The organism is Candidatus Dependentiae bacterium (assembly GCA_018266175.1).
GTDB lineage: Bacteria > Babelota > Babeliae > Babelales > RVW-14 > JAFEAY01.
On sequence record JAFEAY010000010.1, the window covers coordinates 1 to 25140 of the forward strand.

Below are 25140 nucleotides of genomic sequence, written 5' to 3' on the forward strand. Positions count from 1 at the left end.
AACGAGTTCTCTTGTGGATTGTATCCACTAATTTTCCCCCCAATAACCAAATGGTCTACGAGCACTTGCTCGCCTGAGGTTATTATTTGAGTACCGGAAGCAATACCTGGAAAGAGTTGTAGTGGAAAAAATAGATAGAGGCTAAGAAGTAGCCCAGCAATAGATATTCTTTTAATAGACATAAAATAGAGTTCTTTGCGTTGATAGATTTAAAAATACCTGGGCAAAGATAGATTAAAAGATTTTCTTTGTCTATTGAACACCTCGCTCAATGGAAGCTATCATGATGAGCAAAAAGATCGCGAAAAAAATCTTGGACTTCGGAGCCATCTTCTTGTACGTTATTGTGATCATCGGACATGATAAAGTCACTTGCTAAAGTATAGTCGTCAAGAAGATCTCGTCCCAAGTCCAATTCCTGCGTGTGATGCATCACAGAATCGCTCGCTAATCCCTGCCGAGGATCAAGAACAACTGTTCCACTACTCAATATCTCTTGCTCATTTGAAAATTGATCTGATGAGCTTGATCCCTGAGCTATTGAACCTAACTCTTGAATTAATGATAGTAATTCTGCAGAACTGGGTTCTTGAATTGGCACAGGCAAGTCTTGCTGTTCAGGTGTATCGCCATTTTTTCTTACTCTCTCAGAAGCCTGATAGACCATTCCTTTACATAAAATCCCAACATGAACGGCTCGACTGCACAACATGACACCACAGCAGGTATCGCACGCGAATAAACTTTCTTCATTTTTTTGAGCACATTCAATCATATGAGCAGATACAGCGGCTCGATCAAGCAGGTCTAACTTTTTGTATGACATACTTTTTTCTGCTAATTGAGCCGAACACCACGGACATACTGCATGCTCGCGGATCATATGATTTTTGCAGGCTCGTGCATGGACAAAGCTTCTTGAACATTTATTACAGGTATTTTCTTGCTCAATTTTTAAAACTACCTCGATATCCAATCCTTTATCCGCAACAAGATTTACTTGATGCTTGACGCCACATTTGTGATCTTTTTTTGCATAATGAAAAAGTGCAGAACATTTTTGGCATTGCCAGAGTGAAGTCTTTTTTATTTGAGCACATTTCTTGATGTGATCAACACGTGCTTGTCGATCATTCTCCGAAAGCCCCCTCCAGTCTCGTGAATTAAGATAAACCAAATCACTACACCACGGACATGCATAATGAACACTTATAATATGTTCAACTCGATGTTCAGCTCGTACAAATTGTCGCTCACATCCTTCACAGGTAAGGCCGTTGGTAACACGAAGTTCTTTTTCTCCACCGTCTTTCATAGCAAAAATTGGAGTAGTCCACGAACTGCTGAATGCCAAAATGGCACATGCTATAATCAATTTTTTCATTGTACATCTTTCAATCCTGCTCTACGAAAAGAAATCATGAACTCAATCAAAGTAAAATTATACAAAGAAATTATGTAATACTCACTATCTCTTCTTGCTCTTTGTTGCATCCACCAAAACCATTCGTTCTGCAACACGCTGAAAAAGGGGCGCTGCTACTTCAGATGCCCAACGAGCATGCTTTTCAGGCTCCTTAACAAAAGTAATAATCACACGGCGATAATTTCCCTTTTCAACAATTCCTGCAAAGGTATAAATGCCTCGCTTCAGCGAATATCCCTTGCCCTCAGCACATCGGGCTGATCCTGTTTTACCCATTACACGATAACCAGGAACATCATAACGTGTACCAATAGATTCAAGTATTTCTTGAATTTGGTTGATCGTTGATTCTTGATACAATCGTTCTCTTTTCTCAAAATCCTGCTTACTCTTTTTCAAAAGCGTTGGTCGTACCAAGTAACCACCATTGGCTATGAGGCAAAAAGCTTGTGCAAGCTGCACCAATGAGATCATGGTTTCATAACCAAACGAAAGAACAATTATAGAAGGTTTACTCCAATTTTTTGGATGATTCACAAAACCATCACGCTCTCCGGGAAATTCTATCCCCGTTTTTTTACCAAAGCCAACACGGCAAAAGTGGTCGTAGAGTTTTTTTCCCACACGTTTGGCAATCTTTGCAGTTCCAACATTGCTCGACATACGCATGACATCACGAAATGGAAGCACACCGACGCTTTTCCAATTTTCCACCCTGAAGCGATCGATCGACGTAACCTTCCCTTCACAATCAATTTCTTCATCAAGCGTTACCACGCCCTCTTCAAGTGCTGCAAGAGCAGAAAATGCCTTAATAACCGAGCCCAATTCGTAACATTCGCACACCACATTATTTTTAGTCACCTCAAGTGAAGGTAATGATTTCTGATTAGGATCAAATGTTGGATAGGTTGCAAGCGCAAGCACTTCACCTGTATCAGGATTCATCACGATGACAGAACCCAACTTTGCTTGATATTCATCAACCGTCTTCTTGAGCTCTTCAAATGCAAGGAATTGCAAGTTACTATCAATCGAAAGCGTGAGTAATTCTCCTTGACTTCCCTCCTGATCAACTGCGCGCTCAAAATAATGATTTCCTGAACGCGCATCACGCTGAATAGTAATCTGAGTCGCAACCCCTTGGAGTGTTTTATCAAACCCAAGTTCAATGCCCGCAATTCCTTTGTTATCAATATCGGTAAAACCTATAAGCTGCGCTAACGACTCAAAAGGATAGAAACGTTTTTGCTCGTTAATTAAAGAGACATCATCCGTTCCATTTTTTTTAAGCCATGCAGCACGCTCTGGCGTTAGGTGTCGCTCAAGCCATAAAAAATGCCGTTCTTTATTTTCATTCATACGTGCAAAAACATCAGGGTAATTGTCCTGCACAAAACGCTTAGTTTTTTCAGACTGCTTGAGCTGATGAGGCAAAATAAAGGCCGATTGAACCTCTCGATTAAATGCAAGCGCAACGGTGCCGGATCGGTCAAAAATCAAGCCACGGGCTGGGTTGCTCGTCAGCGTAACCTGATGCTGCTGAACAGCGAGCATGTGAAAAAAATCTTTTTGATGTATCTGAAGCAAAAAAAGCCTGGTTACCAACACAACATAAATGGCCATGAATGCAAGAAAGACTAAAATTACTCGAACTTTATAATTTTTGTGCTGAATCATATCACGCCCTTGTTGATGTTTGATGTAAGGCTTCAATACAACGAAGAACATCGTGCGATGATGCATGATAAAAATCAAGTTCATAAACCTGCTGCGTTACCGTTATGACTTGTGACAGCTTAAGAGGCGTCATACCGAGTTGATGGCTCGCATGGCTTCGTGTTTGCGTATAATCATGAAGCGCACACAAGCGAACTTGTAACTCGATTTTTTCCTTTGCAAGTTGCTCTTTTCTGATCTCTAAGCGCCTTTTTTCATACATAATTTTAATAATTTGGTTGTGCTGATAAATAGTAACAAAGGCTCCTATAAGAATTATCGCTGCGAAGAACTTTATAAATTTCGCTTTTTTCATGGTTGATCTAACCCCTTAATAATCTTAACAAATAATGGTAATAATAGATTTTTCTGTACAAAATGAGCGTAACTATACTTGTTGTGAATTTTCCAGATATTATGGAAAAAAGTTATGAAACAAATAGGTATTTTTTCTTATATAAGGATGATTATGAAAACAAAGAAATTATTGATGTTGTCACTTGCCACAGCAAGCCTACTCACCATGTCCGGTTGCTGTAACTCTAAATTTTGTGATTGGGTTTCTTCATGCTATAAAAAAGCCTGCAAAATGTGTAAATGCTCAGACTCTAAAAAAGCTAGTGTTAAAAAAGCTGCGGCCAACCAGTCGATTCTTTCTATCGAATCTCACGATGCTTTTCAAGCTCAGATTCTTGAATCTGAAAAACCTGTTGTAGTAAAATTACAGGCTGCATGGTGTGGCGCTTGCCAGGAAATGGAACCCGTCTTTAAAAAACTTTCTACACAAATGCCTGAGATCACCTTCGCAGTGCTTGATATCGACCAAGTCGGTGAAATTGCAAAAAAATATTCCATTACCGGTGTTCCAACATTTTTGCTGTTTAAGGATGGCAAAGAAGTTCGCTCAGACAATCGAGTTCTTGGCGTTATTGAAGAAGAAGCTTTTAGAGATATTTTAGAAGAATCATTACTCAAATAAGCAACACAACATTATTTACAAAAAAACCCAAATTGCTTACGATTGGCCATACGATTAAATAAGTCTATGGCCATTATCTTTAATTAAGAATAATTATTTATTATGAATATTTCATTAACTAATACGCTGAGCAGAAAAAAAGAATCTTTTGCTCCAGCTGATGCAAGCAAAGTAAAACTGTATGTGTGCGGCATTACGCCCTATGACTATTCACACCTTGGTCATGGCAGAGCCTACATTAACTTTGATCTACTCGTACGACTGCTTAAATTTCTTGGACACAACGTTACATTTGTTAGAAATTTTACCGATATCGACGATAAAATTATTAACAAGGCAATCCAAGAAGGTATTCCTGAGGGTTTTAGAACAATTGCCGAGCGTTATATTGATGCATACCATCAAGACATGTATCAACTCAACTGCATTGAACCGAATTATGAACCCCGAGTAACACAATACATTCCTGAAATTATTGAGTTTACCAGCAAGCTGATTGATAAAGGTCATGCGTATATTGTAGACCACGATGTCTACTTTGATATTGCAAGTTTTCCATCGTACGGAAAATTGTCAGGCAAGAAGCTTGAAGATCTTGCTGCCGGTGTTCGCGTTGAAGTTGATGCACGCAAAAAAAATCCTGGTGACTTTGCTCTCTGGAAAGGGAATGAAGAAGGAAAATTTTGGAGCTCGCCATGGGGCCACGGGCGCCCAGGCTGGCATATCGAATGCTCAGTTATGGCAAATGCATTACTTGGAGAAACACTTGATATCCACGGTGGCGGTCAAGACTTAATGTTCCCGCATCATGAAAACGAAATTGCACAGTCGGAATGTTTGCACAATGCACCGCTTTCTCACTTCTGGCTCCACAATGCATTTATCAATATCAACAAAGAAAAAATGTCTAAGTCACTGGGCAACTTTTTAACGCTACGCGATACCTTTAAAACATTTGATCCTATGGTTATTCGCTTTTTTATGCTTCAACACCACTATCGCACACCAATCGATTTTAATGATGAAGATGTACAAGCAGCACAAGTTGCATACAAAAAAATTGTTACCAGCATGCAAGCCATTGATATCCCTGATGAACAGACTGAAAGCTACCTCAATATTGTTATGACACATCCAATAACAAAAGCAATGCTTGAAGCCCTGTGTGATGACCTGAACACTCCAAAATTTTTGGGACTTGTTTTTGAGAACCTCAAACAATGCGATAACCAAACTGCAGTGCTGGTAAAAATTTTACTTCAGTCTGTTCTGGGCTTAACACTCAAACCATTAGATGAAGAGATGGTCATCATCACGCCTGAAATTCAGGAATTGATTGATGCCAGACAAGCTGCCCGTGCTGCAAAAGATTGGGCTCGTGCCGACGCACTACGCGACCAACTGACCGAACTTGGCGTTGAAATTAATGATAAAAAACTATAACTAAGCAATCTTTGAACTTATAGTTTTTTCTTGAGCGAATGCATGAAATAATTACACCCTCATCAACTACTTTTTCTTATGGAAATAACATCGATGAATCGTCCTACCATACTCTTTTTATCTATTACACGAGGAGCTTTATGAAAAATATTGCTACATCAATTGCCCTTTGCATAACTGCCTGTATCTCATCAGCACAAGCTCATGTTACTCTTCAACAAATGCAAAGTTTTCTACAACAAAATACCCCTGAAAAATACTCTTGTGTCTTGGATGCATCTGAGATAAATCCAAGTATCTATGGAGAAGAGCTTGCAGAAATTCTTAAAGCCATTCAAAGCAATAATCCTCTTAATGAAACAGGCATAACACCGCTGGATGTTGCCGTACAGGTACAACAAGGCGCATGGATTGAAGCTGTTCTTAACTATTCAAACTCAGCTAATATTCGTTCACTCAGATCTTTTCAGCAAGCTCTTGAGCAAGCAATTTTAGAAAGCCGCACGATACCTATGAAAAGTCCAAAATGGACGAATCAAATCGTCAACCAACCACTCAATAATACTGGCGACACGGGAATTATTCTTGCAATGCGAGCAGGACAAGAAGCTTTAGTTAACCAATTAAAAGAATTTGGTGCCGATCCAGAAAAAAGAAATATTGCAGGTACTCACGCTCACATGATTATGAGTTGAACCTTGCTCATTGCTCAACCTTGACTGTAGCTGACTTACAAGTAAAACTTAAGTCAGCTACAATATTTTTTGAACCATCATTGCTTAAGGAGAAAGTCACATGAAGTTCAAACTGTTTCTCTGCACAATAGCCTGTGCAACATTAGCATATGCAGACGTAACGGTTCAAAACGTGAGAGATTATTTTACATCGACCGTTCCAAAGCCTGATAATTATCACTACATGTGGTTTTGGCTTGGAGCAAATGAGGGAGTCGGTAATCTTGCAGAAGAAGATGCCGTCATCGAAAATCAAATGCTTGAAGGCGGTGTAACTCCCTTGCAAATTGCAGCACAGATTGGATCACGAGACTGGCTGCATTTCTTGCTTGAATCAGGACAAAAACCATTCACAGAAATTGTTGCTTTGAGAGACAAAATTGAACAAGCATGCATCACAAAAACAATTCCCGAGTTTTCTGAAATAGATAAGCAGCATCTCAATCAGCCACTCAATACAGAGGGGCAAACAGCACTTGTTCTTGCTGCCCAAACTGAGCATTTCGATTTGATAGAGGAATTAAAAAATCTTGGGGCTCTGGAGGAACAACCCAGTATTGACGAGATCATCAAGCTTGAATCTGTAACAAAATATTGTGATAAAGAAGCATTTAAAGGATTCTTGGAATGGCGTTCTGAGAAAAAAGCTGCTGACGCACATGTTGCAGCACCAGAAAAGGAAACCGAATGAAACAATTTAAAAATTTTCTTTTCTTCCTACTCATTACTCCTGTTGTATGCGCACAGTTACACGCAATGGATGCTCCACCAAGTGATGCTCTAAGACCACAACGCCAATATCAACAATTTTCTAACATACAACAAACAGTTAGCCAATTTTTTACACTGTTTAAACCTCGGCACTTTAATAACAATAACAATCACAATAATAACGAACCAACTGAAATTGAACTTGATGCGAACATATATTCAGATTTTTTTGTCAAATTACTGACAAACCAAAAAGACAACTGTCTCAATACTCCACTCAAAATTGCATCAATGGGTGCCCATTTAGAATGGCTGGCATTTCTAGCAAAAAAACATGATTCTTTTAAGTTTTCATTTTATTGCGAGCACAATAACACGGTGTATACAATCACTATCAATGACGACGAATCAAGAAAAAAAATTGACGACCGTAAAAAATCTATTATTGAATTCAGAAAGGCAGTAACAAAATCGATAACAAAGAACTCTACAAAGCCAATAAAGAAAATTTTTTTTATTGATGGACCGATCATGGAAAATGGTGAAACTGCTTTGACATACATCTTAAAAAATAAAAATAATGCTTCTCAATTTAAAGAAATTTTTGCAAACCTTTATAATCGCAACGCAAATTTAGATATACAAAACACCAAAGGAGAAACCGTTAAATCTCTTGATTCAGAAATCCATCAAGAATTTAAATTCAGAGTGCGAAGAAACCCCGCTTATCCAAATTACCCAATTCCCTTTGATACTCAGCCAATACAAGAACTGATTGATTCAATTCTCAACCAATAAAACACTCCATCACTACTTTTGCATCAAAATTGCTCTTGCTGGCGCTGCTTCAAGCTCAGCAAGAGCCAAGTGCAAGCAGCAAAAGAAATACTCTCCAGCCTGAACATGACTAAGGCGTAAGCCTTCGATGATAGGAATATTTTTCTCAAGCAACCAGAGATGCGTTTCATGTCCGGGCTGGCCACGTTCGATTCCCAGATAATCAATCCCCACCGCACGCACTTTTTTGTCTACAAGAAATTGAGCTCCCGATGCATTCAAGTAAATAAATTGAGGATTAAAAGGGGCATGGGGTTCAAGTGCACTATTTTTTGTTTTAAATAAAATTATCTGATCCGCTTGAATTGGAAGCTTTTCCAAATCGTCACAACCAATCGAATCTTGAATATGCGTCATATCAAAAACAGTACATGGACCAATCAGCTTTGCAAGATCGAGCTGGTCAATGGTTGGACCTTGCTCCATAAAATGTGGTGGTGTATCAACATGGGTTCCGGTATGGGTGCCCAGCGTGATAAGCGCCTCGCGTGCTTTGTCCGCTTCCCAGGTTTTGGTATGGGTAACCGCGACTACTTTTCTGTCTTTGTATGCGGTCATATTTTCTGAAATTGGCCAGCTGATATCGATGATTTTTTTATAATTCATGCAAGCTACTCTTTATTTTTTATTCTTCGAATCTGGAGAGCAAAGAGCCAATAATTTATTCAGTAAAATAGTAAACCGTGGTATTTGTTCAACAACCCGATCAGCTGTCTCTTCGTCATAAGCATGAGAAGTCATATTCCGTGCATCAACCATATCAAGTGCACAGGTAATTTCATGATCAGAGATAATACGATTTTTATAAGCTTCTTTAAAAACGGTTTTTGGACTGTTCATTTCGACACCGTAAAACTTAAATAAAAAGAGCTTAAGATACTTCCAGGTAGTATCGACCGAATATTCAAATCGCTGAATTGTTGCATCACGATTCACAATAAAGTCTTCTTGATTTTTGTCGCCTGATCTACTTTTTTCTAAACGAACAAGAATGTCTTCAAGCGTCTTAACCGCCTTGCACGCTTGCTCATGTTTCAATTTTAGCTGTTCCATAAAACCCCATCTCGTTCTATCTCTTTTTTTAACCGATCTGAAGCTGTATGCAGATCAACAATATCAACGAAAAAAGGGACATTTGATTCTGCAACCGCATCTTTAATCTCCAACAAAACATGTCCTGGAATAGCTTGACTATTATCTAATGCAAGATCAATATCCGAGCGAGAACCATGCTCACTTCGTGCTCGTGATCCAAATAAAAGAATCTTACAGGCCGGAAGATGAGCTTTGATAATCTTTATAAGTAAATCTTGAAAATTGTTCTCAAGCATTGTTAGATCTCTCTTTTCTTAATCGAGTGGCCACCAAAAGCATGCCGGAGCATTGCAACAACTTTGGTTCCATAATTACCACCAGACGCACGTGACCAGGCACGAACTGCAAGTGCTTGGTCAAGCATTTTCATGGGAACATGAGCCAACTTGGCTTCATCAAGTGTCCATTGACCGGTTTTGTTTTCGCCAATCTCTCCAGAAATTGTCTCAAGGGCTTGATCTTGTTTAAAAACTTGATGCGCAAGCTCTAGGCACCATGAGCGAATAATCGAACCATTGGACCAGACTGAACTTATTTTTTCAAGGTCAAGATTTTGATAGTGGCCATGTTTGAGTAAATCAAAACCTTCGGCATAGGCCTGAAGCATTGAGTATTCAATGCCGTTGTGAATCATCTTGACATAGTGACCGGCACCTGCTGGCCCCATGTACTCATAACCATTGGGCGCTGCAAGCGCCTGAAATGCAGGAATTAATGTTTCGTATGCAGCTTTGTCACCGCCAATCATGAGTGAAAATCCGATATCCCGACCATGCAAACCACCCGATGTTCCACAATCAAGCAAGGCGATGCCCTGCTCTGCAAGAAGTTTTGCACGTCTGATTGAATCATGAAAGTTACTATTGCCACCATCAACAATAATTGTTTCTTTTGACAATGTTGGCAATACCTGCTGAATAACATCATCAACAGGATTTCCAGCCGGGACCATAAGCCAAAGCGCATCAAGATTCTGTGTAATATCGGTGAGTTGCGTAACAACTGCTGCACCCAACTCCTGAGCTTGCTGACGAGCCTGCTCACTAAAGTCAAAACCAACAACTTCATGCCCTGCATTAACCAAACGATACGCGATCGAAAGCCCCATGCGCCCAAGACCAACAAGTCCTATTTTTAAATGTGCCATTGTATCTTTCTTTCTGGATCTAGATTCTGTAACTGAGTTGGCCCCTTGCTTCCCGGAGCATAGGTGCACAGTTCAGGATTCATACGGTCAATCTGTTCAATAACATTCCATGAAAGTTCAATTTCGTCATTGCGCACAAATGTAGCATGGTCTTTTCTAATGACATCGCTGAGCAATAATTCGTATGCCTCAGGAGTATTAGGGCCAAAAAGCGCCGCGTGAGAAAAGTTCATCGTTACCGGAGTCACTTGACTTGAAACACCTGGAATTTTGACATTGAGCACTAAATAAAAACCTTCATGTGGGTTGATGTTAATCGTCAAAGAATTTTGCTCTGATGGACATGCATCAAGCAAACAATCAACTTTTTTAAATTTTATATGGATGCAGGCCATCCGCGTATCAAGCAGCTTTCCAGTTTTAAGATGAAATGGAACTCCATCCCAGCGTGGATTATTAACATAGACTTTAAGTGCTGCAAAGGTTGGGGTTGTTGATTCGGGATTAACATCAGCTTCGTTCAAGTATCCATCGTACTGACCAAGGATAGCTGAAGCAACTGAAATTTTTCTTAAAATTTCTGCTTTTGCATCACGAATGTCATCAGCAACTAAACGATGCGGGGCCTCCATGGCGATGAGTGCCAACAGCTGAAGCATATGGTTTTGCACCATATCCTTTAAAATACCGTAGGTATCATAATAGCGCCCGCGTCCTTCAATACCCAAGGTCTCGTTCATAATAATTTGAACTGAATCGATATGCTGGTTATTCCACAATGGCTCAAAAATGCGATTGGTAAAGCGCACAAGCGCAATATTGCTCACCAGCTCTTTGCCAAGCCAGTGGTCGATGCGAAACACTTGGCTTTCATCAAACACTTGTGCAATTGAACGATTGATTTGTTGAGCGGATTGCAGGTTAGTGCCAAAAGGCTTTTCGTATACCACACGTGACCAAGGTTTTCCAGCGGCTTGTTCTTCTTCGGCCTGATGTCGAACAATATCATACTGCGCAAGATTGTGCGTAATAGCATCAAAATGCTCTGGCATAGTTGCCAAGTAAAACATCCGATTACCAACAAGCTTTGATTCTTTTTCTAGTTGATTTAAAAAGCTACCAAGCCCTTGATATGCGACCTGCTCATGAAAATCCATACGATAATACGAGGCATGATTCTGAATTTGTGCCCACGTTTTTTCATGTAATGCAGGAATAAATTTTTTTGATCGCTCCAAAATGGTTGCAATCTGCGTATCATCATTTGAGACACAAACAAGAGAAAATTTGCACAATCGATTATCTGCAACAAGTTTATAAATTGCAGGAATGAGCTTACGTGCACTTAAGTCTCCTGTGCCTCCAAGAATAACGATGGTGCATTCGTGTAATGAACATTCAGCAGAATTGTGCTTTTCCATATATACAAAAACCTTCGTTAAAAAAATTAAGCATGTATAGTTTAGCGCTTTGTGCAATAAAGTTTAATCGGTTTGAGAGATTATTACATCAACTTTATCTTCATCAGTTTGTACTGAAGAAAGAACAAATAAGCGCTCGAGCTCTTGTGCAACATAGGTATGATCAGAGCAGATAATGCCGTCAATACCACATGCAATCCCAGCTTCAATGTTTTGAGGCAAATCATCAATAAATAAACATTCATCCGATACAAGTTCATATTGATTCAAGAGCGTATGATAAATTTCCGGTTCCGGTTTTACTTGTCCCACACGGTACGAAATAATGCCACCATCAAAGAGCTTGAAAAAATCGTATTGTTGTTCGATAGGATCAAACCATTCTCGAGGAAAATTTGAAAGAATATAGACCTTATACCCAGCTTGCTTAACCTTACGCAAGATATCAAGACCTTGCTCAATAGGAACCAAGTATGATGGAAGCTTTTCAACATAATAAGCTGCATGATGCAGGTCAATATCAAGCGACTGAGCAAGAGCCTGACTGAATTGATCAACCGTCATAGTTCCACGGTTGGCACTTTGACCAATTTTCTCAAACTCGTCTTTAACATTCCCTCCAAGGCCTTGAGCAAACTTTTTCAGGACTTCAGGTTGATCAACAAAAATCGCTTTTAAAAAGTCTTTTGGACGCCAATCAATGAGCACTCCTCCAAGATCAAAAATGATATTTCTATATTTACTTTTTTCTTGCATGATGTTTTCTCCCGTATTTGTAATCATTTATTTTCTTTATTTCAAGAACCATACCATATCGTAAACGCTTTGTGTTATATCTGGTACAAGAAATAGTTGCTTATAATAACGTGAAAAGGCAAAGATGAGAAAACTAATCTTTCTCTGGATCATAGTTTTTCTGAATTTTGAAAATGATTTACACGCAGACTTATCGGGTCAACTTGCAGCCCTACAACAATCGCTGGTTATCCTCAAAACAAAACTGCAACAACTATCTCAAAGTCTTACACAATTAAAAACAGAGCTTGAAAGCTTAAAACCAGAACGCACGTTTGGTGAGATTGATGCAACAAACCCAATTGTTACTTTAAAAAAGAAAAAAAAAGGAATTTTTGATTTCTATGATGTCAAAGTTCTCAATCAACATTTTAAGAAAGCTACTGTAACAGAACTTGCAACAACAAACCTCTGGCTCAAAACTATTGACCCCCAATTTGCACGCGATGGATGGCTGTGTGGATTTCATTCAATTAAAAATGCTTTTTACCTGTGCAAGCTTCTTACATTTCCTCAAGAAACATTTGAAGCAAATAAAGCGAAACTCATTCAAAAATTTCAAGGTGGTATGAAATTTCTCAGACTTCTTGAGTGGCCAAAAGAATTAGCCCAGCAACCCAAAATTGAAATTCCACTGAATGTTGCAACGCTTGGACGGGAAGCTGTTTTTAAACATCTTGCAAAAGAGCCTCAAATTAACCTTGCACCGGCGCCATGGGCAATGACCTGGCTCCATGAACGAATACGGCTGAATTATCCTGAAGCTGCCAGAACTTCCTATGACCCTCCAATGCAATATCGTGCCCAGCCTAAACCCGCACTTTATTCTGTTATGTATAACCCTATTGATCTTCCAAGCGATCTTGAAAATCTTACGCAAAGTATGCAGCTTGGAAAAACAAATGCTACAAGCTTTATGAAAAAATGTCTGAAAAAAATGATCATCGTCAAAAAATTTTACCCTGAAGATGATACTCAAGAAAAATTTACCCAAGAAGATGTTAATAATTTAAAAAAACTTTCTCAGGAATTTAAGACATCGAATGAGCTTATTGCACCGATTCTCTGGTCATATGAAACAGATTATGGTAACCATTGGGTAACGGTTATTGTTATTAAAAAAGGATCAGCTCAAGAAATTTTATTAGCTGATCCTGATATACATGGAGAAGATCATTCCTGGAGCACTCAAAATGAAGCAATTATTGATGAACTCATTGCACTGCTCACAAATCCAAATTATTTTTGAGCAATGACTTCAATTCTTGAAAAATTAAGCTCAATTTCTTGCTGTTCATTTTCAGGATTTTTTTCAAGTATATATGCAAGCAAGCGGTCAATAAACGATGCCTGATCCTCTACCTTGAGATGACGCACATGCTCAGATTGCTCGCTGATCCATGCGCAAAGAGCTTTTCGATTTTTAAATTTTTCTTTGGTAACTACTTTATTGAAATAAAACTGTTCAAATCCTGCATCAAATAAATATCGCTCATAAGCTTGCATGGTGAATGTAAGCCCCGTGTAGGCAAAATTTACAAAGTACGGAGCCCAATGTTCAGAGTTACTCAATTGTTCTGCACAAGTAAAAACTTCAGACAAATCTTTTTGCATCATCACCAGAAGCATTTTGCCTCCAGGGACAAGACTTCTACTGATTTTTTTTAAAATGTCTTGATGTGTTTCATGACCAAAATCTTGCAAGAGACTGCATGAAAAAACAATATCATAAAGCCCTTCTACTGATATATCTTTAGGCCTTTGATTGCTGAATGAAAGCCATTCAAATTTTCTTGATGGGTATTTTCTTTTTGCATCAGCAATGGCCTGACGCGAAGCATCCCATCCATACACACTATTTTGTGAAACAAGCGTTGAAATATAGTGCGTAATATTCCCATTACCACACCCAAGATGAAGAACAAGCTCATCTCCTTTAAAACTATAATGTGATAAAAAGTCACGGGCCCACTGATCCTGCATAGCATGGAGCTGACTAAAAAGCGCTATTCCAAAAGTTATGATGCTCGCTGAGTACGGAATTTTCACGGCAAACCCTTTTTTATAAATATTTTTTTACGAACCACAATGATGCGTATTATAAAAGAAGAGCCAGAGGGCTGCAAATCAAATAATCTGTTTATTAAAACATTCTTGAATTAGGCATAAAAGTTAAAGGTTTGAAAACGCTTGATAAATGCTTGAATTTGTAAAGCACAATCATGAGCCTTAAGATTTTCAAACATTTTATCAAACGCAATACGAGCCCGCACAATAACACGCTCATTTAAACTGTTATTATCTTTTTCTACAACTCGAACGCCGCGTAAAAGATTTTCGCACGAAAGATTCCGTACCGAAAAATAAAAATTTTCACAGAATCTACTTGAAAGTATGTCAACAAGAGCCTTTTCATCAACACCACTATTTTTGGACTGAGGCAGAATTCTGGTATATATTTTTTCGCAAATGATCTTAATATCACTTAATTTTAACTGAATAAAGCGAGCACATTCGCCTTCAGTTAACTCTTCTTGAAGATACGTATAAAAATGTAAATATTGTTGAAATGGCAAAAACAATGATCTCTTTTCAAGCTCATCAACACCATCATTTCTTTGGGTAACATTAAGAAATAGGGTTTGTAGATCAGCATAAATCAACACATGCTTAACAAAAATTTCTCCAATTTCATTTTTGAATTTCATTACTTCTTCATTATTAAATAATACAACATCAACAATAACAATCTTTCCCTCTTCGTGTTGACGCTTCGCTTCAATAATTGCTTGCTGTATCGCTTGTTTGTAAAATTGACTTTCAGTATCAGAGCTTTCCATGCTTGAATTATTTATTTGCGCAATTTCTCGGGCAATTGCATCAACCGAAATATAATAAACCGGCTTGTAATCAGCGTTCATAAGATCAATTAACTTATGAGAAATAGTTGTTTTTCCAGCGGAACAAGTTCCATTAATTAAAACAACAAAAGCATTGACATAGGAATAACCAAGCAATAAAACAAGACTTAAAACGGTATAATATTTTTTGGAATTCATGATTCTACCTTCTGATAAAGAGATACCCTTTATCTTGCAAACGTGAAGAAGTTTTAACTCATACAGATGGTAGAGTTGCACATAATCATAAGACAAATCAAGGGGTTTTTTATATCAAAATAAATTAACGCGCTTGTAAATCAGAGGTAAGAAATTGCTTTAAGAAAGTGCAACGTTCAACACCTTTGTCATTCTTAATGCCCATAGCAATTGCTTTAGACTGGCCAACAAGAATACACAAATTTTTTGCCCGCGTAATTGCGGTGTAGATGAGATTACGCTGAAGCAGCATGAAATGCTGCATGAAGAGTGGTATGATCACCGCCTTGAATTCTGAGCCTTGACTCTTGTGAATAGAAATAGCGTATGCAAGCGTGAGCTCATTCATCTCCGCAAAGTCGTATTCATGGTCGCGTTCACCAAAGCGCACGACTACTTTTTGATCAACGCGGTTGATATCAATAATTGAACCAATGTCTCCATTGAAAACAAACTTATCGTAGTTGTTACGGATTTGCATAACCCGATCGTTCACTTTGAAAAGCGTACCAAACTGCATCATTTGTTTGGCTTCATCGTTAACTGGATTCAAAATCATTTGAAGCTCTTGATTCAAACGCACAGTACCAGCGGTCCCACGATTCATCGGAGTCAGAACAATTGCTTCATCAGGATGAATTCCCATGCTCGGGAATTTATTCAAGAAAATGGTGCGTAAAAGGGGAAACAACTCTTCGGGCTCTTGTTGTTTAACAAATGCAAAATCTCGCTTGCTCCCGGGCTTTGGTGACTCAGGAAACTCTCCATTATTGACGCGGTGAGCATTGACAATAATCATACTGTCTTGTGCTTGCCTGAAAATTTGTGTCAGCCGAACAACTTCAATTCTTTTTGAATCAATCAGATCATTTAATACATTGCCTGCACCAACTGATGGCAGCTGGTCAACGTCACCAATCATAACAAGCGCCGCATTATGCGGCATTGCCTTGAGCACCGAGTGCATCAAAAAGACATCGATCATCGAGGCTTCATCAACAATTAAATAATCAAGCTCAAGCGCATTTTCTTCGTTACGCGCAAAACCCATACTTGTTGGTGTAAATTCAAGAAGCCGATGAAGCGTCTCGGTACTTCTTCCCGTACTTTCAAACATTCGTTTTGCTGCACGCCCAGTTGGCGCTGCAAGCCTAAAGCGTACATTAAATGTTTCAAGTTCTTGAATAAGCCGCTTGATCATGGTCGTCTTACCGGTTCCTGGACCGCCAGTAATAATAGAAACTTTATTTTGAACGCAGGTTAAAATACCTCGTTGCTGATCTTCATTAAGCTCAACACCGCGAGCATCGGGTTTTCTGACTGATTGATAAATCTGATTAATATCAAATTCAAGAGATCTTGTTTGTGTTGAAAGCAGCCGTTCAAGCTTTTTCGCTATCCCAATTTCTGAATAATAAAATTTGGGGAGCGAAAGATAATGCTGGTCGTTATACGAAATAAGCTTAATTTTATCTTGCTGATGCAAACTATGTAATGCACGCTTAAGTAAGTCTGCACAAACGTGCGCGTCAATACCAAGCAACTCTAAAACAACATCTTTCGTTTCTTGTACCAGCTTGTACAAATGACCATTGTTTGTTGCATCACCTAAGACATAGAGAATGCCTGCTTTAACACGCTCTATTGAATCAGAAGGCAAGCCAATTTTGAGTGCAATTTGATCCGCAGTTTTAAACCCAACACCCCAAATATCATCAACAAGTCTATAGGGATTTTCTTGAATTTTTTCAATTGAAGCTTGTCCGTACATTTTAAAAATTTTTACGGCAAAACTTGCTGAAACATCTTTGGACCGCAAAAAGATCATCACTTTTGATATCTCTTTTTGCTCTTGCCATGCGTCGATAATGAGCTGTACACGAGCCTGCCCAACACCCCTCACTTCAAAAAGCCTATTCGGTTCTTGATCGATTATTTCAAGCGTTTGATCGCCAAATTTTTGTACAAGCTTTTCGGCATATTTAGGACCGATCCCTTTAATGAGACCTGAGGCGAGATATTTTTGAATACCTTCAATAGAAGAGGGCGGCTTTGCCACAGCTGACTGTGCCTGAAATTGCCGCCCAAACTTTTGATGAAAAATCCAGCTTCCCTGCAGCGTTACTTGAGCACCTTGATGCAAGTCCGCAAAGTGGCCACGAGCAATCACCGAATCAGTTTTATTCACTTTGAGCGAAATCACCGAAAAACCGTTATCGGGGCTTTTAAAAATAACGCGCTCAACTGAGCCTGAAAGTTCGGTTATGTCGTTGCTCATAATACCTGTGCAATGCCTATTTTATACGCCAGCAGTTTGTGGTTGCTGTTTTTTGTTATTCAATTCTTTCATGATTTTTTCAAAAGCTGCTTTTGATCGAGGAGATGTGCTCTTCATGATACAACCACACAGTGAAATGATGTCATTACACAAAATGGTAAGGTCTTCAATTGATTTTACTTCTTGCAGAGCAAGTGTATCAATAGATCCTTGTTTATTAAAAAATTGATAGAGCAATGATTGATCGGGTGTCTTACCTGTTCGATACGGCTGCGTTGCCAAACATTCTTTAACAAGTGGTTGAGCAACATCTTTGTAATTTCTAATTAAATCAAAAAACTGCTTAACCGGCTCAATAACCGATTTAAGTTGTTCTTGAATCAGCTTTTGATCTTGAGCAATTGATCGTTGTTGCATATTGAGATGCGCTTGAATTTTTTTCTGTACGGTACGAGCCTGCTGTTCTGAACATTTCACTCGAACCATGGTAATTGGAAAAAGCGCAAGCATGTTGTCAAGAAGACCCATTTCTTGGCTCTTGAGTTCGCACACTACAGGTTCTTGACAGTACACATCAAAATTTTTATTGGCAGAAACAGATGCCAAAGCAATGCTTGATGAAAAGCAAATAACACTTGCTAATAAAAGTTTTTTTGAAGTCATTAATAATTCCTCCTCAAAGGATTTTTATCTCTATTGCAGTAACAACTAATCGTTAAAATGATGCAGTAAACTTAAGGTATAAAGTCCAATCTCGACCCATTTCTCTACTGGAAATTGTATAATCACCACCAAGTCCAAGACTCATGCTATTTTTGTCAGTAGTCTTTAATTTATAAAGCATTTCAGTAAAAATTTTGTGCTGTCTTATTTCTTGAGAAACAGCATCATCAATACGAATATCGCTGAGCTGAAGGGGTGTTCCATCATCTCTCATAAGACGAGTCCCATAAAGCGTCTTAATCCGCTCTTTTTGTTGCGCATAAAAATCATAGCCAAAAGCACAACGCATACGCCTGATATCAACCGAAAGGCTCGTCACAAAATTAATGACACCACCCGGATTCACACCAACGCTAAAGGCTGGTGGAAAAATATATTGTTCTAAGTAGTCATTTAATACCTGAGCAGCTTCCTTATCTGAAGCAGAATAGGCAGCACCAAGCTCTTCTGGTGTTACAACTTGCTTAACCATAATCAAACGATCTTCTTTGCCTGGAAGCAATTTATCATAAGAAAGACGCATCCACAACTGGGCTATATCATGAAAAATTCCAATCTTTGATTCAAAGAAACATCCTAAACCAAAGTGTCCACCATTTCCCATACGCGGACTAATCAGGTAATCACGTATATTACGCAACACCGGCAAAGCATTGTCTTGAGCTTCGCGCAAGTTCACCACTTCCCCAATAATATCCGGTACATTTGTATTAAGTTTCACTGAATTAAAAATTTCGCTGGTTGGAATAATTCCTTCAAAACCAACGTCTATTTGCATGTTAGGTGCATTAACAGTATTCAAACCAGCTTTCAAACGTGTATCACCAAGACCTACACGAATTCTGAAAAGTTCATTTTCATCAAATGCATCACCTTCACCCAAAAGTCGCCGCATAATCTCTTTGGACTCACGTTGATCACTTTTGCTCAACCAGAAATTACGCTCACCAAGCAAAAGCGATGTGTGCGCCTGAAGCATCCACGGACCTTTAATAAATCCAAATTGCCCAAGAATACCGGTCTTTCGCTCTTGGATAGTCATTTTCTTAAAAATTGGAATCACTGAAGAAATTTCGGCTGCCGACTCTGGTGGAGACAAAGCAATCAACTGATCCAGTACCCCATCAATCGTCTGAGAATCAAACAGATCATTAAGGGTAAACTTCATCCGATTGGTCATATTAAAGAAATAGTGCAATGCAAAACCGCCACGCTCGAGTGCGGTCATTTTATGCGGAAGAAGATACAAGATATCACGGCCAACAGGCGCTTTGGTTTGATTAATTAAGGGATTTTTTATTTTTGCTACTCTTGTTCCCGAACCAGGAGGTTCTTCTTCTGTAAGAAAAAATATAAGATCCTGCGGACTCAGCGTAGACCTAAACATGTCAAACCCATGCTCGGTTTCAAAGGCCTCGATATCACTCAAATCAAGGACAAACATGTCATCTGAGAAGTCAAAGTCACCGGAAAATTCATTGTCAGCTTGCAGAAACAAGCTAAAACAAAAACAAATTCCAAGACCCTTTACTATTTTTTTTAGATCAAATTTCATAATATGCCACATCCATTGCTGCTGGGTATAACGTGCCAAGCGATACATTCCATTAAAAGGCTCAACTTGAGAATTGACAACCCGCATAAGAACTTTATTTTAAGAAGAACCTCGCTTACTTTAATTAAGCGATAGTCACGCCACAATCTGAGACATTCCTTGTGCCGCGTAAGCGTAACCAGAAAAGTAAACTATAATCACTAGAATTGTCAATGCCCCCCCCGATTTAGCTCTTTTTCAAAAAAAATAAAACAAAGGTAGTCGAGTCATCCTTAAAGCGTTAGACTATCCAAACAATTTTAAAGACTGGCCATATAATTTTATAAATTGAAATTAAAAATAAGGGAACCTTTTATGATGACACATAAAAACCAACCGTCTAAGCTCTTTATCCTTGAGGGCAATATCGGTGCAGGGAAATCAACACTGTTGAGACTTCTCGAGCAAAACCTTGGTGTAGACATTATCAACGAACCGTTGAGTAAATGGCAAACCATGAGTGACCAAGAGAATTTATTAGACCTCTTTTACCGCGATACCAAGCGATGGGCATACACCTTTCAATCGTATGCTTTTATTTCACGTATTCAAGCAATCCTTGAACAACTCAGCAAAGACGACCGCTCTTCGACTAAAATACTTGAACGTTCCGTCTATTCCGATCGCTTCTGTTTTGCCAAAAATTGTTTCGAAGCTGGACTCATGTCATCACTTGAATGGCAAATATATCAAGATTGGTTTGAATGGCTTGTCGGCTCATACATGCCACAACCGAGCGGATTTATCTATTTGCGCACATCACCAAAAGTAAGTCATCAGCGATTAACTAAGCGCAATCGAAGCGAAGAAACCAGTGTAACCCTAGAATATTTACAATCGCTTCACCACAAGCATGAAAACTGGCTTATTCATCAAAACGATACCCCTGTCTACGTTCAAAAAATCCCAGTACTCACCCTTGAATGTGATAATGAATTTGAAACAAATCTGCATTTGCAAAGAAGTCATCTCCAATCAATTAATGATTTTATTGCGCAGGTTACAACACCAATAATTCCACCATCAAACTTTTTGGGACGCGTTTCACTCTAAATTACAGAGGTTATTTTATACATTGTGCAAGATTTTGACTCCAGAGGTTGTCATTCCCGACTCTGATCTGGAATCCATAGAATAAGATTGTTTTTAAGTAGATCCCTGCTTTGGTCAGGATGACAACCCAGGGATTAAAGTTATGATAGCAAGACATAAGACCATCATAGCTAATAACCCTGAATAGCAAATTTATTAAAAAAAATTGTATAGATTGAGTAAGCGATATTTTATTTTTGCTTAATCTATTTAGTTTTTGCTTAAAATTCATAATAATTAAGATACACTACGGATTGAGTCGCATAGATTAGTCTTTAATAAACACGAGGTTTTTATCATGGCTGCCTCAGAAGCTGTAAAAATTGCTGCATATATTGCAGCTGGAATTTGCATGGGAATTGGAACTCTTGGCCCTTCTCTAGGACAAGGATATATTGGCGGACAAGCGTGCGAAAGTATCGGGAAAAAGCCTGAAGCTGAAGGCTCGCTTATGAAAATTATGTTCATAGCACTCGCATTTGTTGAATCAACTTCAATTTACGCATTCTTTATATCACTGCTTCTTGTTCTTTATGTTGGACAGTAAGTAATTATCAAAAGCATAGTGAAAGGAAGCAACAGGCAATGCAAGTCAATGCAACAACATTGATACAAATTCTCAATTTCTGGATCACGTATTTTTTTTTGAAAAAATTTTTCTTCAAACCGATTGTACGAGTATTGTTGCAAAAAGATGCATTAAGAAAAGCATTGCGTGATGACTTGAAATATAAAGAAACGGCCTTGTTCCATCTTCAGGAAAAAAAGATCCGTCAAACGGTTGATTTTAAAGATCAAATCAACAAAAACTACCAGTTTCAGCCGTTCCAACTATCTGATATTCCTTGTAGTACCATTTGCCATCAGACAGAAGAAGAGGTGAGTGCATTAACCGACGCAACCAAAGAGCTTTTGATAAAGAAGGTGCCGCATGCATTCTGAATTTTCCTTGCTTGAAGTTTGCTTTGAGCTTTTACTTTTTTCCCTTTTCGCCTATAAATTATACGAATTAGGCAAGGCGTACTTAATTCCTTTTCTTTATCAAACGCTCGCACAGGAAAAAAATAAACAGACCGAAATCCTTGAAAAAGAAAAATTACTGATATCAACTCATCATCGACTTGAAAATCAAATCAATCAGCAAAAACGAACATATGCGCTGCTTGAAAAAAAAATTCAGAGTTGGTATTTAGCACGTGAAGCTGAAAAAGAACAACTCAAACGGGATGAAGCGCAGCGTATAGAGTTGATTAAAAGCAAACGAATTATCCAACAAACAAACCTTGCGCTCTCTCTTGCACTTCAGACAATTCCTTATGCTATTCAAGCAACACGTGATGAACTTACGGAGAAATATGAGGGTCAATGGGGTAAGCAAGAACTCACAAAGCTCATTGAATCCATCTCAAAGAATTCTTTGAAAAATAGGGATGGCCAATGAATGATACTCATAATAACATTGCGCGAAAATACGCTGTTGCATTTTTAAACCTCTATGAAAATGAATTAAACAGTGAGTATTTCCAAAATCTCAACGGACTTTTTCTCTTTTTGAAAAAAAATCATTGGTTTTATTTTTATTTGGGAATGTCGCGCATAGACGATGCTATTAAGCAACAAGCAATTGACCATGTGGGTGAAATTCTTAACTGTTGCCACCATACATCACAGCTTATTAACACACTGATCAAACACAAGCGTATTGAGTTACTTGATACTGTTATTGAACAAATTTTAACCTGCTATAACAAAAGTAAAGACGTTGAAGCCTTTACGATTTCAACTTCGCACACGCTCCTTGACAACGAAAAGGAGCGTGTACTCACGATCATTCGTTCACTCACAAAGCATAATATTAAAGCCACATTTGATGTTGATTCATCGCTTATTTGTGGTATAAAAATCCAGAGTGATCGATCATTTTTTGAACGATCGATTGCACGTCAGCTCAAAGACTTTGAACAATCTATTTTACGGCGAGTAGGCTTATGATTGAAAAAGATACCGATATACTCTCATTACTCGAACAAGCTCTGAGTAATAAAACGCAAGAAAAATTTGATGAAATTGGCATTGCAATCAAAGTTGGTGATGGCATCTGCAAAATATACGGGCTAAGCAATGCTGTCTTTGGTGAGCTCGTTGAATTTGAAAGCGGAAGCCTTGGCGTTATTCTCAACCTTGATGAAGAAGTTGTTTCCGCAGTTATTCTGGATAGTTCAACAAACATCATTGAGCAAGAAATTGTCAAACGAACTGGCACTGTTTTCCAGGTTCCTGTTGGTGATGCTCTGCTCGGCAGAATTGTCTCCACATCAGGAAAACCTCTTGATGCACTTGGTCCAATTAAAGCAGAAGCACATTTACCTATTGAAGCTTCAGCGATTTATGGAATCATAGATCGCCAACCGGTTAACCAACCACTCGAAACAGGCGCAACAGTTATCGATGCACTCATTCCCATCGGCAAAGGCCAACGAGAACTGATTATTGGTAATCGAAGCACCGGAAAGACATCGGTGGTTGTTGATATGATTTTACATCAAAAAGGTAAGAATGTTATTTGTATCTATGTCTCAATAGGGCATAAGCAATCCAATACCGCACGGTTAATTTATCAGCTTGAAAAGCATGGCGCACTTGAATATACCGTAATTGTCGACGCAGATGCAAAAGAAAGCGCACTCAACCAATTCTTATCTCCGTATGCTGGTTGTACGATTGGTGAACATTTTATGCGCAAAGGTCGCGATGTTTTGATTATCTATGATGATTTAACCAATCAAGCAATTGCTTACCGAGAAATGTCACTCCTTCTCCGTCGACCACCTGGACGCGAAGCATATCCGGGCGATATTTTTTATATTCATTCTCGCCTTCTTGAACGAGCTGGTCGTCTTTCTCAAGCTCATGGTGGTGGATCTATGACGGCAATTCCTATCATCCAAACTCAAGGCGATGATATTTCTGCATACATTCCAACCAACCTGATTTCAATCACTGACGGGCAAATTTTTTTAGATACAACACTTTTTAATAACGGAATACGCCCAGCCGTTAACATTGGGCTTTCTGTTTCACGCGTTGGAAGTACCGCGCAGAACAAAGCTATGAAGAAAATGAGCGGAAGCTTAAAGCTAGAGCTTGCTCAATATAATGAGTTACAGGCATTTGCTCAATTTGGTTCTGAGCTTGATAAAGCAAGTCAACGAGCACTTGATCGAGGTAACCGAGCATTTGAAATCCTTAAACAAGGCGAGCGCGAAACGTATTCATTTGTAGATCAAGTGATCTTTTTATTTCTCCTTAAATCAAATTACCTTGATAAACTCAATTTAGAAGATGTTAAACCTTTTGCAGCTCAATGCAGCATGTACATTAAAGGAACATTTCCTGAAATTTATCAGAGTATTTTTGATAGCAAGGATATTGGAGAAGCGGACTTTGTTGAGCTGAAAAAAGCAGCCGATGAGTTTACTATGATCTTTTCAAAACCGTTATAAGACTATGCTCAACTGGCGCCTTGCAAGCATTGTATGCACCCTTGTCCTCCTAGCAAATTGTGGAAGAAGACAAAGAACCATTTTTCTTTTTCCACATGAAAAAACAATACATTTTGCAACACTTCAATTTCCGTCACCAAAAATTATCAATATGATTCAGAATGCTCATGGAGCCACGATCGAGTGGCTCGAAGTACCTGTACCTACTTGTATTCAAGATACTGCAGTACAGCTTGCTGGGTATAATGTCTATCGACTTACTCATCAGGGATTTATTCCCAAAAGCCCTTTAAATAAAGATCCCATCACAATAGCTTCATATCACGATACAAGTAAAACGTTATGCAACCGCTACATCGTTCGAGCACTTTTTATTGTTAATAATCAGATACTTGAAGGTCCAACAAGCAATATTGGATATTGTTCTAAAATTTGAAAAATATTGGCTATTAAAAAAACTCCCTCCAACTTAGGACAAGCTGGAGGGTTGGGGGGGCGAACAATACATAAAGCATTGTTCATTTAGGGATTTTATTGATCGAATG

Annotated in this window: 27 protein-coding genes; 13 read left to right on the forward strand and 14 right to left on the reverse strand. The window is 38.7% G+C overall.

Annotated features, from left to right (window positions below; genetic code table 11):
- Nucleotides 1-268 precede the first annotated feature (268 nt).
- The 3 genes from JST56_02460 to JST56_02470 all read right to left on the reverse strand — a co-directional run bounded on the left by JST56_02460 (nt 269) and on the right by JST56_02470 (nt 3461).
- A complete protein-coding gene (locus JST56_02460) occupies nt 269-1384 on the reverse strand; it encodes a hypothetical protein (protein ID MBS1987833.1) in 1116 nt (371 codons plus the stop codon).
- Nucleotides 1385-1468: 84 nt separating this feature from the next.
- A complete protein-coding gene (locus JST56_02465; GenBank protein MBS1987834.1) occupies nt 1469-3106 on the reverse strand; it encodes a penicillin-binding protein 2 in 1638 nt (545 codons plus the stop codon).
- 1 nt (nt 3107) lies between these two features.
- Nucleotides 3108-3461, reverse strand: a complete 354-nt coding sequence (locus JST56_02470) for a cell division protein FtsL (GenBank protein MBS1987835.1) — start codon at nt 3459-3461, stop codon at nt 3108-3110.
- Nucleotides 3462-3614: 153 nt separating this feature from the next.
- Between JST56_02470 and JST56_02475 the strand changes: the two genes are divergently transcribed.
- The 5 genes from JST56_02475 (at nt 3615) to JST56_02495 (ending at nt 7810) form a co-directional block, all read left to right on the forward strand.
- The gene (locus JST56_02475; protein ID MBS1987836.1) at nt 3615-4124 is read left to right on the forward strand and encodes a thioredoxin family protein; all 510 of its coding nucleotides are present in this window, start codon (nt 3615-3617) and stop codon (nt 4122-4124) included.
- A gap of 108 nt (nt 4125-4232) precedes the next feature.
- On the forward strand, nt 4233-5567 hold the full coding sequence (locus tag JST56_02480) for a cysteine--tRNA ligase (protein MBS1987837.1): 1335 nt from the start codon (nt 4233-4235) through the stop codon (nt 5565-5567).
- Between the two features lie 140 nt (nt 5568-5707).
- Nucleotides 5708-6262 carry a hypothetical protein gene (locus JST56_02485; protein MBS1987838.1) on the forward strand — a complete coding sequence of 185 codons (555 nt, stop codon included), beginning with the start codon at nt 5708-5710 and terminating at the stop codon, nt 6260-6262.
- Between the two features lie 100 nt (nt 6263-6362).
- On the forward strand, nt 6363-6992 hold the full coding sequence (locus tag JST56_02490; GenBank protein ID MBS1987839.1) for a hypothetical protein: 630 nt from the start codon (nt 6363-6365) through the stop codon (nt 6990-6992).
- Nucleotides 6989-7810 carry a hypothetical protein gene (locus tag JST56_02495; GenBank protein ID MBS1987840.1) on the forward strand — a complete coding sequence of 274 codons (822 nt, stop codon included), beginning with the start codon at nt 6989-6991 and terminating at the stop codon, nt 7808-7810. Before JST56_02490 ends, JST56_02495 begins: the two co-directional genes overlap by 4 nt.
- 12 nt (nt 7811-7822) lie before the next feature.
- Here JST56_02495 and JST56_02500 read toward each other — a convergent pair whose 3' ends face one another.
- The 6 genes from JST56_02500 to JST56_02525 all read right to left on the reverse strand — a co-directional run bounded on the left by JST56_02500 (nt 7823) and on the right by JST56_02525 (nt 12295).
- Complete coding sequence (locus JST56_02500; protein MBS1987841.1) at nt 7823-8455, reverse strand: cyclase family protein; 633 nt, start codon at nt 8453-8455, stop codon at nt 7823-7825.
- Nucleotides 8456-8467: 12 nt separating this feature from the next.
- The gene (locus tag JST56_02505; GenBank protein MBS1987842.1) at nt 8468-8902 is read right to left on the reverse strand and encodes a nucleotidyltransferase substrate binding protein; all 435 of its coding nucleotides are present in this window, start codon (nt 8900-8902) and stop codon (nt 8468-8470) included.
- Nucleotides 8890-9180 (reverse strand): nucleotidyltransferase domain-containing protein, encoded by a 291-nt coding sequence (locus JST56_02510; protein ID MBS1987843.1) that lies wholly within the window; start codon nt 9178-9180, stop codon nt 8890-8892. Before JST56_02510 ends, JST56_02505 begins: the two co-directional genes overlap by 13 nt.
- A gap of 2 nt (nt 9181-9182) precedes the next feature.
- Nucleotides 9183-10091, reverse strand: coding sequence for a decarboxylating 6-phosphogluconate dehydrogenase (gene gnd / locus JST56_02515; protein ID MBS1987844.1), 909 nt, complete (start codon nt 10089-10091; stop codon nt 9183-9185).
- The gene (zwf, locus tag JST56_02520) at nt 10079-11512 is read right to left on the reverse strand and encodes a glucose-6-phosphate dehydrogenase (protein MBS1987845.1); all 1434 of its coding nucleotides are present in this window, start codon (nt 11510-11512) and stop codon (nt 10079-10081) included. The genes gnd and zwf overlap by 13 nt, the downstream gene beginning before the upstream one ends.
- 63 nt (nt 11513-11575) lie before the next feature.
- Nucleotides 11576-12295, reverse strand: coding sequence for an HAD family phosphatase (locus JST56_02525; protein MBS1987846.1), 720 nt, complete (start codon nt 12293-12295; stop codon nt 11576-11578).
- Between the two features lie 97 nt (nt 12296-12392).
- Here JST56_02525 and JST56_02530 point away from each other — a divergent pair, with 97 nt between their 5' ends.
- Entirely contained in the window at nt 12393-13556 is a 1164-nt protein-coding gene (locus tag JST56_02530) for a hypothetical protein (GenBank protein MBS1987847.1), read from the forward strand.
- Here JST56_02530 and JST56_02535 read toward each other — a convergent pair.
- The 5 genes from JST56_02535 to JST56_02555 form a co-directional block, all read right to left on the reverse strand.
- On the reverse strand, nt 13547-14356 hold the full coding sequence (locus JST56_02535) for a methyltransferase domain-containing protein (protein ID MBS1987848.1): 810 nt from the start codon (nt 14354-14356) through the stop codon (nt 13547-13549). The genes JST56_02530 and JST56_02535 overlap by 10 nt on opposite strands.
- Nucleotides 14357-14466: 110 nt before the next feature.
- Nucleotides 14467-15366, reverse strand: a complete 900-nt coding sequence (locus tag JST56_02540; protein MBS1987849.1) for an ATP-binding protein — start codon at nt 15364-15366, stop codon at nt 14467-14469.
- A 124-nt stretch (nt 15367-15490) separates the two neighbouring features.
- Complete coding sequence (locus JST56_02545) at nt 15491-17683, reverse strand: ATP-dependent RecD-like DNA helicase (protein MBS1987850.1); 2193 nt, start codon at nt 17681-17683, stop codon at nt 15491-15493.
- A 21-nt stretch (nt 17684-17704) separates the two neighbouring features.
- The gene (locus JST56_02550) at nt 17705-18346 is read right to left on the reverse strand and encodes a hypothetical protein (protein MBS1987851.1); all 642 of its coding nucleotides are present in this window, start codon (nt 18344-18346) and stop codon (nt 17705-17707) included.
- Nucleotides 18347-18398: 52 nt separating this feature from the next.
- Nucleotides 18399-20048 carry a hypothetical protein gene (locus JST56_02555; protein ID MBS1987852.1) on the reverse strand — a complete coding sequence of 550 codons (1650 nt, stop codon included), beginning with the start codon at nt 20046-20048 and terminating at the stop codon, nt 18399-18401.
- A gap of 267 nt (nt 20049-20315) precedes the next feature.
- On the opposite strand from JST56_02555, the gene JST56_02560 reads away from it, so the two are divergent.
- The 7 genes from JST56_02560 to JST56_02590 all read left to right on the forward strand — a co-directional run bounded on the left by JST56_02560 (nt 20316) and on the right by JST56_02590 (nt 25031).
- The gene (locus JST56_02560) at nt 20316-21053 is read left to right on the forward strand and encodes a deoxynucleoside kinase (GenBank protein ID MBS1987853.1); all 738 of its coding nucleotides are present in this window, start codon (nt 20316-20318) and stop codon (nt 21051-21053) included.
- A 337-nt stretch (nt 21054-21390) separates the two neighbouring features.
- Nucleotides 21391-21639, forward strand: a complete 249-nt coding sequence (gene atpE, locus JST56_02565) for an ATP synthase F0 subunit C (protein ID MBS1987854.1) — start codon at nt 21391-21393, stop codon at nt 21637-21639.
- Nucleotides 21640-21677: 38 nt separating this feature from the next.
- The gene (locus tag JST56_02570; protein ID MBS1987855.1) at nt 21678-22034 is read left to right on the forward strand and encodes a hypothetical protein; all 357 of its coding nucleotides are present in this window, start codon (nt 21678-21680) and stop codon (nt 22032-22034) included.
- Nucleotides 22024-22533, forward strand: a complete 510-nt coding sequence (locus JST56_02575) for a hypothetical protein (GenBank protein MBS1987856.1) — start codon at nt 22024-22026, stop codon at nt 22531-22533. The genes JST56_02570 and JST56_02575 overlap by 11 nt, the downstream gene beginning before the upstream one ends.
- Nucleotides 22530-23084 carry an ATP synthase F1 subunit delta gene (gene atpH, locus JST56_02580; GenBank protein ID MBS1987857.1) on the forward strand — a complete coding sequence of 185 codons (555 nt, stop codon included), beginning with the start codon at nt 22530-22532 and terminating at the stop codon, nt 23082-23084. Before JST56_02575 ends, atpH begins: the two co-directional genes overlap by 4 nt.
- Nucleotides 23081-24595, forward strand: a complete 1515-nt coding sequence (locus JST56_02585; GenBank protein MBS1987858.1) for a F0F1 ATP synthase subunit alpha — start codon at nt 23081-23083, stop codon at nt 24593-24595. Before atpH ends, JST56_02585 begins: the two co-directional genes overlap by 4 nt.
- Before the next feature lie 4 nt (nt 24596-24599).
- Nucleotides 24600-25031: a hypothetical protein gene (locus tag JST56_02590; protein ID MBS1987859.1), complete on the forward strand. Its 432-nt coding sequence runs from the start codon at nt 24600-24602 to the stop codon at nt 25029-25031.
- Nucleotides 25032-25140: the final 109 nt, after the last annotated feature.

Coding starts and splice junctions, on each gene's coding strand:
- JST56_02470 (MBS1987835.1), bottom strand. CDS start 3,461: ATGAAAAAAGCGAAATTTATAAAGTTCTTCGCAGCGATAATTCTTATA.
- atpE (MBS1987854.1), top strand. CDS start 21,391: ATGGCTGCCTCAGAAGCTGTAAAAATTGCTGCATATATTGCAGCTGGA.
- JST56_02465 (MBS1987834.1), bottom strand. CDS start 3,106: ATGATTCAGCACAAAAATTATAAAGTTCGAGTAATTTTAGTCTTTCTT.
- JST56_02495 (MBS1987840.1), top strand. CDS start 6,989: ATGAAACAATTTAAAAATTTTCTTTTCTTCCTACTCATTACTCCTGTT.
- JST56_02590 (MBS1987859.1), top strand. CDS start 24,600: ATGCTCAACTGGCGCCTTGCAAGCATTGTATGCACCCTTGTCCTCCTA.
- JST56_02575 (MBS1987856.1), top strand. CDS start 22,024: ATGCATTCTGAATTTTCCTTGCTTGAAGTTTGCTTTGAGCTTTTACTT.
- JST56_02490 (MBS1987839.1), top strand. CDS start 6,363: ATGAAGTTCAAACTGTTTCTCTGCACAATAGCCTGTGCAACATTAGCA.
- JST56_02540 (MBS1987849.1), bottom strand. CDS start 15,366: ATGAATTCCAAAAAATATTATACCGTTTTAAGTCTTGTTTTATTGCTT.
- JST56_02525 (MBS1987846.1), bottom strand. CDS start 12,295: ATGATTACAAATACGGGAGAAAACATCATGCAAGAAAAAAGTAAATAT.
- JST56_02585 (MBS1987858.1), top strand. CDS start 23,081: ATGATTGAAAAAGATACCGATATACTCTCATTACTCGAACAAGCTCTG.
- JST56_02510 (MBS1987843.1), bottom strand. CDS start 9,180: ATGCTTGAGAACAATTTTCAAGATTTACTTATAAAGATTATCAAAGCT.
- JST56_02475 (MBS1987836.1), top strand. CDS start 3,615: ATGAAAACAAAGAAATTATTGATGTTGTCACTTGCCACAGCAAGCCTA.
- JST56_02555 (MBS1987852.1), bottom strand. CDS start 20,048: ATGCGGGTTGTCAATTCTCAAGTTGAGCCTTTTAATGGAATGTATCGC.
- JST56_02550 (MBS1987851.1), bottom strand. CDS start 18,346: ATGACTTCAAAAAAACTTTTATTAGCAAGTGTTATTTGCTTTTCATCA.
- zwf (MBS1987845.1), bottom strand. CDS start 11,512: ATGGAAAAGCACAATTCTGCTGAATGTTCATTACACGAATGCACCATC.
- atpH (MBS1987857.1), top strand. CDS start 22,530: ATGAATGATACTCATAATAACATTGCGCGAAAATACGCTGTTGCATTT.
- JST56_02500 (MBS1987841.1), bottom strand. CDS start 8,455: ATGAATTATAAAAAAATCATCGATATCAGCTGGCCAATTTCAGAAAAT.
- JST56_02570 (MBS1987855.1), top strand. CDS start 21,678: ATGCAAGTCAATGCAACAACATTGATACAAATTCTCAATTTCTGGATC.
- JST56_02485 (MBS1987838.1), top strand. CDS start 5,708: ATGAAAAATATTGCTACATCAATTGCCCTTTGCATAACTGCCTGTATC.
- JST56_02530 (MBS1987847.1), top strand. CDS start 12,393: ATGAGAAAACTAATCTTTCTCTGGATCATAGTTTTTCTGAATTTTGAA.
- JST56_02460 (MBS1987833.1), bottom strand. CDS start 1,384: ATGAAAAAATTGATTATAGCATGTGCCATTTTGGCATTCAGCAGTTCG.
- JST56_02560 (MBS1987853.1), top strand. CDS start 20,316: ATGATGACACATAAAAACCAACCGTCTAAGCTCTTTATCCTTGAGGGC.
- gnd (MBS1987844.1), bottom strand. CDS start 10,091: ATGGCACATTTAAAAATAGGACTTGTTGGTCTTGGGCGCATGGGGCTT.
- JST56_02545 (MBS1987850.1), bottom strand. CDS start 17,683: ATGAGCAACGACATAACCGAACTTTCAGGCTCAGTTGAGCGCGTTATT.
- JST56_02505 (MBS1987842.1), bottom strand. CDS start 8,902: ATGGAACAGCTAAAATTGAAACATGAGCAAGCGTGCAAGGCGGTTAAG.